The organism is Pseudomonas sp. NFACC46-3, assembly GCF_900114515.1.
Taxonomy (GTDB): domain Bacteria; phylum Pseudomonadota; class Gammaproteobacteria; order Pseudomonadales; family Pseudomonadaceae; genus Aquipseudomonas; species Aquipseudomonas fluorescens_Q.
Window position 1 is genome coordinate 123,974 of sequence record NZ_FOTH01000019.1, and the last position, 8,069, is coordinate 132,042.

Consider the following 8,069-nt stretch of genomic DNA (forward strand, 5'->3'; position numbering starts at 1 on the left):
AATGATCGGAGAGTGACATGGGACAATTGATGAAAACCCTGTTGGCCGGGGCGTGCGCAACGGGACTGCTGCTGGGTAGCGTGGTCAGTCACGCAGATGAAATCCGCGAACGCACCTTGCGATTCGCCTTCCAGAACGTCAAGGAGCATCCGCAAGGCCAGGGCGCGCAGAAGTTCGCCGACCTGCTCAGCGAGAAGAGTGGTGGCAAGATCAAGGTCCGCCTGTTCCCAGGCGGTACGCTGGGCGGTGATGTGCAAACGGTGTCGGCGTTGCAGGGCGGCACGCTGGACATCACCGTGCTCAACTCCGGCATCCTGGCCGCCCAGGCACCGGATTATGCCATGCTCGATTTCCCGTTCCTGTTCAACAACGTCGAGGAAGCCCATGCGGTCATCGATGGCCCGGTCGGACAGAAACTGGCCGCGCAACTGGACAGCAAAGGGCTGGTCGCGCTGGGTTATTGGGACCTGGGTTTTCGTAACCTGACCAACAGCAAGCACCCGGTGACCAAGCTTGAAGACATGCAGGGCTTGAAGATTCGCGTCATCCAGTCGCCGATCTACCTGGAGACCTTCTCCGCCCTGGGTGCCAACCCGGTGCCGATGGCGTTCCCCGAGGTCTACACGGGCCTTGAGCAGCACACCATCGACGGTCAGGAAAACCCGTTCACCGTGATTGAGGGCAACAAGTTCTACGAGGTGCAGAAGTATCTCTCCGTCACGGGCCACATCTTCAACCCGCAGTCGTTGATCATCAGCCAGAAAACCTGGAACCGTCTCAACGACGATGAGAAGGCGATGATTCGCTCGGCTGCCACTGAGGCACAGAAGTTCCAGCGTGAAGTCACGGCGGCGAGCATGGACAAGGCCAAAGTGACGCTGGCCGGTGCCATGACCGTGAACGAAGTCACCCCGGCGGAGAAAGATCGCTTTCGTGAGCGGGTGAAACCGGTAGTCGACAAGTTCGCCAAATCCTTGGATGCCGACCTGGTGAAGACGATGTACGAGGAAATCGCCAAGGTGCGCGCGGCACAGTGAAGCGAATGGGCCTGTCCGGAGCAGACCCCGTCACAGGTCCCTTATGGGAGCGAGCTTGCTCGCGATTGCAGTGTGTCAGTCGACATCAATGCGGCTGACCTGACGCCATCGCGAGCGAGCTCCCACAGGGCTTTGTTTCTCAGCGAGCGATCATTGGGCGGCGGGAACGGCCAACCACTGCCCAATCACTTTCTGGTAGCTGCCATTGGCCTTGCTCAAGTGCAGCCACTGATCGACGTACATCTTCCAGGTGTTGTCATCCCGAGGCAGCAGGTAGGCCTTCTCGCCATATTGCAGGTAGCGGGTCGGGTTGACCGCGCACAGGCCGGGCTTGAGTTTTTGCTGGTAGAGCGCTTCTGACGCGTCGGTAATCATCACGTCGGCCTTCTTGTCCAGCAGTTGCTGGAAGATGGTCACGTTGTCGTGGAAGTTCAACTGGCCGTTGGGCAGGAACGCCCGGACGAAGGCTTCGTTGGTGCCGCCGGCCGGTTCGACAAGACGCACCGAAGGCTGGTTCATCTGTTCGAGGGTCTGGTAGCGCTCCTTGTCTTCGCAACGCACCAGCGGGATCTTGCCATCCACGTCCAGGGTGTCACTGAAATAGGCTTTCTTCTGGCGCTCCAGCGTCACCGAAATCCCACCCATGCCGATGTCGCATTGACCGGCAACCATATCCGGCATCAGGGTTTTCCAGGTGGTTTGTACCCATTGCACCTTGACGCCCAGGCTGGCGGCCAGCGAGCGCGCCATGTCGATGTCGATGCCTTCGTATTCGCCGGTTGCGGTTTTAAAGGTATAGGGCTTGTAGTCGCCGGTGGTGCACACCTTCAGTTCGCCGCGTTGCAGGACCTGGTCCAGTAGCGAAGGTGTCGGTTCGGCCAAGGCGCCGCAAGAGAGCGCCAACAGGCCACAGAACGTCATCGAACTTGTTATGGTTTTCATCGTGAGGGGACGTCTCGTAGCGGAGGGAAACAAGATCAGGGAGTGTAGTAAAAGTGTTGGCAGGCTGTCACTGGAGCATGGCTGACGAACCGTCAGCAGGCAGCGGTCTCAACGGGGGCGCTGCAAGCTTGCAAGGTAGGCGCAGAACATATCGGCCATGGCATCGCTGTAGATGGCAACGTCCGCAGGAGAGCGGGGCGCTGATGAGAAGCGCTTACCCACGGCACTGAGCGTGCTGATGACTAGGTCACCTGCCAGGGTACGGGTTTGTGCCGGGGCGTCTGGCAATGCTTGCAGCATGAAAGCATCCACCGACTGCTGCACCGACATCCGCGCGGCCTGGTGCTCGGGAGCGTCGCGGTAGAGCGGTGCGGCGTCGTTGAGGGCGACGCGTATCTGGGCTTCGTCACATTCGGACTGGATGAACGCCTGCACCAGGGTACGCAGGCGCTCGAAGGGCGGCTTGAGGTTGTCTTCAAGGATCTCGCGCAGCATATCGCTGGTTTGCCGCCATTCATCACTTTGCAGGCGGAACAGGATCGCCGCTTTGTTCGGGAAGTACTGGTACACCGAGCCGACGCTCACGCCAGCTCGCTCGGCAACCCGGGCCACCGTGAAACGTGCCGCGCCCTGGGTCGCCAGAACCTGAACAGCCGCTTCCAGAACCGCGGCGACGAGCTCGGTGGAGCGTGCCTGTTGCGGCTGTTTACGCGAGGAAATCTGCGGGCTTGAGCGTTCGGACATGTGGGCATGAACCTCGGCAGGGAATGCGAATAGGAAATGCGACGGATTGTTCGTATCTTGAATGCGACGAATTGATCGCATTCTAGTCGGCTCCACCGGCAGCGTTCAACGTCATATCGCATCCTTTCCGTGGGTAGGGTTATGACACAAGACAATATTCATCTCGGCGCTTCTTCGGCGCCTAAGGCAGCCGTCGAGGCCAATCCGACACTCAAGCTGTTGCCGCTCACTCTGACCGTATTCATCGGTTTCCTCACGATCGGCATGCAACTGCCTGTCTTGCCCCTCCATCTGCACGTCGCGCTGGGCATGGGCACGCTGGTGATTGGCCTGGTGGTCGGGGCGCAGTTCGCCGCTGCGCTGTTGTCACGGGCCTGGGCCGGCAATTTTGCCGACATGCGCGGTGGGAAACGCGCCGTCATGACCGGGCTGGTGACAGCCGCGGTTTCAGGGCTGGTCTATCTGCTTTCCCTGGCGTTCGTTGCTGCGCCAGCCACGTCGGTCTGGCTTTTGTCTGGCGGTCGGGTGCTGCTGGCAATTGGCGAAAGCCTTATCGTCACCGGTGCGCTGGGGTGGGGCATCGGCCTGGTGGGGGCGCAGCATGCCGGCAAGGTCATGGCCTGGAATGGCATCGCCATGTACGGCGCCTATGCCCTGGGCGCTCCGCTTGGCGTGGCGTTGAATGGCGGCTGGGGATTCACGGGCATTGCCATGGCCTCGATGTTCATTCCTCTGTTGGCCTTGGCGATTGTCGCGGGCGTGCGCGCTGTCGCCCCTACGGCAACCCGGCGTACACCGTTCTACACGATGCTCGGTGCTGTATGGGTTCCCGGCATGGGGTTGGCGTTCTGCAGCGTCGGCTTTGGTGTCGTCACGGCGTTCATTGCCCTGTTATTCGCGGCCAGGGATTGGGGCAACGCTTCCTTGGCGTTCACGGCGTTCGGTGTGGCTTTCATCGCTGCTCGCCTGCTTTTCGGGCACCTTCCGGACAAGATTGGCGGCGCTCGCGTCGCGCTGGTCTGCGTATTGATCGAAACCGTTGGGTTGCTGCTGATCTGGAGCGCCGACACCGCGACCATGGCTTATTTGGGGGCGGCTTTCACTGGCTTCGGTTATTCCCTGGCGTTTCCCGGCTTCGGCGTGGAAGCGGTACGGCGTGCGCCACCGCAGGCACGCGGTCTCGCCATGGGGGCCTACGTCGCGTTTCTTGATATTTCCCTGGGCATCACCAGTCCGCTGGCCGGTTTGTTGGCGAGTGGCTGGGGTATTGGTGCGGTTTACCTGGGCGGCGCCATTGCCGTTGGGCTGTCTTTCGGGGTGGCCCTGATGTTGCTGAGAGGACGGCAAGCACAAGTTCAATACAAATTCTGAGTCTTCGATGGGTTATAGAAGATTTTCGGTTCGGTTTTTTTAGAACAGGAGCGTTGCATATGCACGTATTCGTTACCGGTGCCACGGGCTGGGTTGGGGCGTCCGTGGTACAGGATCTGATCGCCGCCGGGCATCGGGTCACGGGCCTGGCCCGATGCGAAGAAAAAGGCGCGACACTGGCTGCGACAGGCGCGAAGGTGGTTTCAGGCACTTTGGATGATCTCGAGATCTTGCACGGCGCAGCCTCGGCGGCGGACGCGGTGATTCACACGGCGTTCAATCATGACTTCTCGCGATTTGCCGAAAATGCCCAGCAGGACCGCCGCGCCATCGAAACGTTGGGCGACGCGTTGCGAGGCTCCGACCGGCCGTTGCTGGTGACATCGGGCCTGTTTGGATTGACGCGGGGTGCGAGTGAACTGGAAGTGGTGAGCCCGGCCTCGCCCCGCAAGTCCGAAGCCGCCGCCCGGGACCTGGCCGAGCGTGGGGTGCGTGTGGCGACGGTGCGACTGGCGCCCTCGGTCCATGGCCTCGGCGACCATGGGTTCGTGCCGATCCTGATTCGCCTGGCCCGGGAGACGGGCGTTTCGGCCTATCTCGGGGACGGCGTCCATTGCTGGTCGGGCGTGCATCGACTGGACGCCGCACGGGTCTATCGGCTGGCGCTGGAACAGGGCGTGACGCAATCCGTCTACCACGCCGTCGCCGACGAGGCCGTGCCGTTCAAGGACATTGCCCAGGCGATCGGTCGTGGCCTGGGGTTGCCGGTGGAATCCCGCGAGCGCGAGCATTTCGGCTGGTTCGCCCACATGGCGGGCGCGAACATGGCAGTGTCCAGCGCGTACACCCGTGCCTTGCTGGGCTGGATGCCAAGCGGCCCGGGGTTGTTGGCTGATCTTGACCAACCAGGCTATTACCACGCCGATTGAAATGAACGATCTGTGGCGAGGGAGCTTGCTCCCGCTGGGTTGCGCAGCGACCCCGATATTTTACGGTCGCTGCGCAACCGAGCGGGAGCAAGCTCCCTCGCCACAAAGGCCTAGCGCGAAATGATCCCGTGGTCGATCGCGTATTTCACCAGGGCTGCGGGCTTGTCGATGTTCAGCTTGCGGCGAATGCTCAGGCGATGGGTTTCGACGGTGCGTACGCTGATGTCCAGTTCTCGGGCCATTTCCTTGTTGTTCAGGCCCTGGACCATTTTGGACAACACCTGGCTCTCGCGCGGCGTCAGCTCGTTATCGGTGTGCGGGTCGGTGGCGAGCCGCTGGGCGATCTCCGCACTGTAGAACGTGCCGCCGCTGATGATGGCTTCGATGGCCGCGACGATTTCCCGCGACGGCGCGTTCTTGAGTACGTAGCCGCTGGCGCCGGAGCGCACGGATTCGCTCACGTACTCGTAATTGTCATACATGCTGAGGATGAGGATCTTGAGGCTGGGGTATTGCTTGCCCAGCAGCCGGGTCAACTCGAGCCCGTTCATGTCCTTGAGGCTGATGTCCATCAGCAGCAGGTCCGGTTGACTGCGACCGACCATTTCGATCGCTTGCGCGCCGTTCTCGGCTTCGCCCACCACGTCCAGTCGGGGCATTACGGACAGCAGCGCCTTGATGCCGTCGCGGACCAGGGAATGATCATCGACCAGCGCGACACGAATCACTGGAGGCAGGTTCATCGGCAGGTGCTCTTGTTGGAAGGGGTGCGCATCAGTTTTCCGTTACCGAGAGGTTCATGGGCAGCAAGATATCCAGTTCGCTTCGTCCCGGTGCCGAGGTCACTTCCAGGCGTCCGCCGAAATGCTCGACCCGTTCCCGGATATTGCGCAGGCCGATGCCGGCGTGGCCGCGTTCTACTTGCGGGACGTTGAAGCCCATCCCGTCATCCACGACCGTCAGACGCAAGGACTGGCTGGAGCCGAACAGGGTGATGCCGACACTTTTCGCCCCGGCATGGCGCTCGATATTGGTCAGGGCTTCCTGGGCAATGCGGAACAGCGAGACAGGGGCGCCATTTTCCAGGCGGCAATCGAATTCGTTGCTTCGGTAGGACACCTCAAGCCCGCTGCGCTGTTGGAACTCGGTCGCGAGCTGGCCGATGGCGGCGGGCAGGCCCAGGGTGTCGAGCAGGGACGAGCGCAAGTCGTGGGAGATGCTACGGATCTCGCCGATGGCTTCGCCCAGCCGGTCGGTCGCATTCTTGAGGATGCCCAGGCCGTTTTCCTGGCCGTTTTCCAACACATGGCTGGCCAGTTCGAACTGGAATTTTATCGACACCAGCAGTTGGCTGATGCCGTCGTGCAGCTCGCGCGAGACCCGCGAGCGTTCTTCTTCCTGCAAGCTGACGATACGCTGGTTCAGTCGCTGCAGCTTTTTATCGGCCAGGCGATGTTCGCTGACGTTGAGGGTCATGCCGCCGGCAAATACCAGCAGGACCGCCACCAAGGCGATCGCGGCGATGGCTTGCATGGTGCTGTGGATGCCATGGGCAACTTCGTCACGGGCTTGCTGGGTGGCGCGTTCGACATCCTCCAGGTAAATCCCGGTACCGAGCATCCAGCCCCATTGATCGAGCATCACGACATAGGCCAGCTTGTCGGTCACCTGGCCGGAGGAGGGCTTGTTCCAGGCGTAGCGCTGGAACCCTTCGCCTGACTCGGCACTCTTGAGCAATGCCTGGATGACCGGCAGGCCGTGGGGATCCTTCATGTCCCAGAGGTATTGCCCCACCAGTTCCGACTGGCGGGCATGCATGAGGCTGCGGCCCTGGCGGTCGTACACGAAAAAATAACCGTTTATGCCGAAGCTGAGCTTGCGCAGTTCTTCCAGGACCTGCTGTTGCGCGCGCTCGTCTCCCCGGCCGTTGTCATACAGCGGGGCGATCAGGCTCTGCGCCATCTCGACATAATTCTTCAGCTCAGCGCGCTTGCTCGCCAGGATGCTGTCTTCGATCAGTTGCGCCTGTTGATCGCCCAACTGGCGATTGAGCGAGATCACCAGGGCACAGATGACCGCGATGGCCAGGACCAGCGGCAAAATCCCAAGGGCGACGATTTTGTGTTTGAGCAGCATCTGTACTCCTGTCCGGACTCGGCGGGGAGGCGAATGGCGGCATCATATGCCAAACCCATGGATGAGGCATAAAACCTGTGGCGCAAGACATGTGGGAGCAAAGCTTGCTCGCGACGCTGGCGCCGCGGTGTATGAAAGACCGTATTGACTCTCTCGCGGGCAAGCCTTGCTCCCACAGGGGGAATTGGGGTTCTACGTAGTACTACGGATTTATTTATTGACCCGTTGCAGGGATATTGGGCCGGCTCCGAATAGCCGGGGCACACTATAAAAACAATCGCCGCAATCCACTGGATATCGGCAGGAGACACGCAATGACAACCCGTCTGGTTAAACACCTCGCCTGGTTTGCCGTCGCCGTTCTGGGGGGCTGTGCGTTGAGCGTCGTGGCCTTGCGCCGCGGCGAACCCATCAACGCCCTCTGGATCGTCGTCGCAGCCGTGGCCATCTACCTGGTCGCCTACCGCTACTACAGCCTCTTCATCGCCAACAACGTGATGCAACTCGATGCGCGCCGGGCCACCCCTGCCGTGCTCAACAACGATGGCCTGGACTACGTCCCGACCAACAAACACATTCTCTTCGGCCACCACTTCGCGGCCATTGCCGGCGCGGGGCCGCTGGTCGGGCCGGTGCTGGCGGCGCAGATGGGCTACCTGCCCGGCACGCTCTGGCTGATCGCCGGCGTGGTGCTGGCCGGTGCGGTGCAGGACTTCATGGTCCTGTTCCTGTCCACCCGCCGCAACGGGCGCTCCCTGGGTGACATGGTCCGGGAAGAAATGGGCCGTGTCCCTGGCACCATCGCTCTGTTCGGCTGCTTCCTGATCATGATCATCATCCTCGCGGTGTTGGCGCTGATCGTGGTCAAGGCCCTGGCCGAGAGCCCGTGGGGCATCTTCACGGTAATGGC

8 protein-coding genes are annotated in these 8,069 nt (G+C 61.4%); 4 read left to right on the top strand and 4 right to left on the bottom strand.

Annotated features, from left to right (window positions below; translation table 11 throughout):
- Nucleotides 1-17: 17 nt before the first annotated feature.
- The gene (locus BM300_RS19195) at nt 18-1,037 is read left to right on the top strand and encodes a TRAP transporter substrate-binding protein (protein ID WP_092141214.1); all 1,020 of its coding nucleotides are present in this window, start codon (nt 18-20) and stop codon (nt 1,035-1,037) included.
- 150 nt (nt 1,038-1,187) lie between these two features.
- On the opposite strand, the gene BM300_RS19200 is transcribed toward BM300_RS19195, so the two are convergent.
- Both BM300_RS19200 and BM300_RS19205 read right to left on the bottom strand, forming a co-directional pair.
- Nucleotides 1,188-1,979: a transporter substrate-binding domain-containing protein gene (locus tag BM300_RS19200; protein WP_063321368.1), complete on the bottom strand. Its 792-nt coding sequence runs from the start codon at nt 1,977-1,979 to the stop codon at nt 1,188-1,190.
- 108 nt (nt 1,980-2,087) lie between these two features.
- Nucleotides 2,088-2,723, bottom strand: coding sequence for a TetR/AcrR family transcriptional regulator (locus tag BM300_RS19205; RefSeq protein ID WP_092463663.1), 636 nt, complete (start codon nt 2,721-2,723; stop codon nt 2,088-2,090).
- A 141-nt stretch (nt 2,724-2,864) separates the two neighbouring features.
- Between BM300_RS19205 and BM300_RS19210 the strand changes: the two genes are divergently transcribed.
- Complete coding sequence (locus BM300_RS19210) at nt 2,865-4,094, top strand: arabinose transporter (RefSeq protein ID WP_092463647.1); 1,230 nt, start codon at nt 2,865-2,867, stop codon at nt 4,092-4,094.
- 59 nt (nt 4,095-4,153) lie between these two features.
- Nucleotides 4,154-5,023, top strand: a complete 870-nt coding sequence (locus BM300_RS19215) for an SDR family oxidoreductase (protein WP_092463650.1) — start codon at nt 4,154-4,156, stop codon at nt 5,021-5,023.
- Nucleotides 5,024-5,133: 110 nt separating this feature from the next.
- On the opposite strand, the gene BM300_RS19220 is transcribed toward BM300_RS19215, so the two are convergent.
- Complete coding sequence (locus BM300_RS19220) at nt 5,134-5,766, bottom strand: response regulator (protein WP_063321366.1); 633 nt, start codon at nt 5,764-5,766, stop codon at nt 5,134-5,136.
- 31 nt (nt 5,767-5,797) lie between these two features.
- Nucleotides 5,798-7,159, bottom strand: coding sequence for a cache domain-containing protein (locus BM300_RS19225; RefSeq protein ID WP_013693309.1), 1,362 nt, complete (start codon nt 7,157-7,159; stop codon nt 5,798-5,800).
- A gap of 314 nt (nt 7,160-7,473) precedes the next feature.
- On the opposite strand from BM300_RS19225, the gene BM300_RS19230 reads away from it, so the two are divergent.
- Nucleotides 7,474-8,069, top strand: a 596-nt coding sequence (locus BM300_RS19230; RefSeq protein WP_305883542.1) for a carbon starvation CstA family protein, incomplete at its 3' end; no start/stop codon positions are given.

Coding starts and splice junctions, on each gene's coding strand:
- BM300_RS19195 (WP_092141214.1), top strand. CDS start 18: ATGGGACAATTGATGAAAACCCTGTTGGCCGGGGCGTGCGCAACGGGA.
- BM300_RS19200 (WP_063321368.1), bottom strand. CDS start 1,979: ATGAAAACCATAACAAGTTCGATGACGTTCTGTGGCCTGTTGGCGCTC.
- BM300_RS19205 (WP_092463663.1), bottom strand. CDS start 2,723: ATGTCCGAACGCTCAAGCCCGCAGATTTCCTCGCGTAAACAGCCGCAA.
- BM300_RS19210 (WP_092463647.1), top strand. CDS start 2,865: ATGACACAAGACAATATTCATCTCGGCGCTTCTTCGGCGCCTAAGGCA.
- BM300_RS19215 (WP_092463650.1), top strand. CDS start 4,154: ATGCACGTATTCGTTACCGGTGCCACGGGCTGGGTTGGGGCGTCCGTG.
- BM300_RS19220 (WP_063321366.1), bottom strand. CDS start 5,766: ATGAACCTGCCTCCAGTGATTCGTGTCGCGCTGGTCGATGATCATTCC.
- BM300_RS19225 (WP_013693309.1), bottom strand. CDS start 7,159: ATGCTGCTCAAACACAAAATCGTCGCCCTTGGGATTTTGCCGCTGGTC.